Genomic DNA, 1432 nt, shown 5'->3' with positions numbered 1-1432 from the left:
TCCGATCTCTGGCCGCCGCGGGGGCCCGGGTCGTCGGTCCGGACGGAGCGGGCGGGGACGCGACCGCTGGTACGGCCGCCGGCGACGAGCGGTGGGGCGGCCTCGTCGTCGACGCCACCGCCGCCGCCTCCCCCGCCGACCTCGTGGGCCTCGTGGGCGCCTGCACGCCGCACCTGCGCCGGCTCGCGCGCGGGGCCCACGTCGTCGTGCTGGGGCTCGACCCCGACCGCCTCGCCGCGGGGTCACCGGCCGCGGTGCGCGTGGCCCAGCGCGCCCTCGAGGGCTTCACGCGCTCGCTGGGCAAGGAGGTGGGCGGCGGCCGGACGGTGCAGCTGGTGCTCCTCGCCGAGGGCGGCGTCGGGGCCATGGGCTCGACGCTGCGCTTCCTGCTGTCGGGCCGCTCGGCCTTCGTCAGCGGCCAGGTGGTGCGGGTGGGCGCGCCCGTACACGACCTGCCCCCCGGCGAGGAGGCCCGCGGCCCCCGGCCGCTGGCGGGCCGTCGCGCCGTCGTCACCGGCGCGGCCCGCGGCATCGGCGCCGCCGTCGCGCAGCTGCTGGGAGCGCGGGGCGCGCACGTGGTGTGCGTCGACGTCCCGGCCGCCGCCGGCGACCTGGCGGCGACGGCCCGGGCCGTCGGCGGCGAGCCGCTCGTCCTCGACATCACCTCCGACCTGGCGCCCGGCCGCCTCGCGGACGCCTGCGAGCGCCTCGGCGGCGTCGACGTCGTCGTGCACAACGCCGGCATCACCCGTGACCGGCGGCTGCGCAACATGCGCCCCGACGCCTTCGCCGCGGTGCTCGACGTCAACGTCGGCGCGCCGCTGCGCCTCACCGAGCACCTCCTCGGCGCCGGCCTGCTGGGCCGCGGCGGCCGCGTCGTCGGCGTCTCGTCGCTCGCCGGCATCGCGGGCAACGACGGCCAGACGAGCTACGCGGCGTCCAAGGCCGGGGTCATCGGCCTCGTGGACGCCCTCGCGCCGCGGGCGGCCGCCGCCGGGACGACGGTCAACGCCGTCGCGCCCGGCTTCATCGAGACGCGCATGACGGCGACCGTCCCGCCCCTGACGCGCCAGCTCGGGCGGCGCCTCGCCTCGCTCGGGCAGGGCGGGCTGCCCGTCGACGTCGCCGAGGCCATCGCCTGGTTCGCCGAGCCCGCGACGGCCGGGGTGCACGGGCAGGTGCTGCGCGTCTGCGGCCAGAGCCTGCTGGGGGCGTGAGGGTGGCCGCGCGGACCTCCTCCGGCGCCGGCTCGCCCTCCTCCGGCGGCTCCTCCTCCGGCGGCTCCTCCTCCGACGCCCGGTCCGACGCCCGGTCCGACGCCCTGGCCGGCCGTGCCGCGTCCCCTGCCACCGGGGGCCGCCGACCGGCGTCCGCGGTGCCGCTGGCTCCGTCGCCCGGCCTGCTGGCGGGCGCCCTGCTGCCCCGGCGGCGG

General features: G+C 80.5%; 1 protein-coding gene and 1 pseudogene. Both read left to right on the top strand.

What is annotated here, in order from left to right; genetic code table 11:
* Positions 1 to 1217 (top strand): 3-oxoacyl-ACP reductase (locus HLB09_RS17075; RefSeq protein ID WP_171204483.1); only part of this gene is annotated, 1217 nt, incomplete at its 5' end.
* Positions 1214 to 1432 (top strand): annotated as a pseudogene (locus HLB09_RS17985) (hypothetical protein); the annotation flags it as partial. The gene HLB09_RS17075 and the pseudogene HLB09_RS17985, both read left to right, overlap by 4 nt.

Origin of the sequence: Pseudokineococcus marinus, assembly GCF_013004605.1 — a bacterium.
Classification (GTDB): domain Bacteria; phylum Actinomycetota; class Actinomycetes; order Actinomycetales; family Quadrisphaeraceae; genus Pseudokineococcus; species Pseudokineococcus marinus.
Note: the sequence above shows the minus strand (reverse complement) of the source record. Positions and strands in the feature narration are given on the sequence as shown.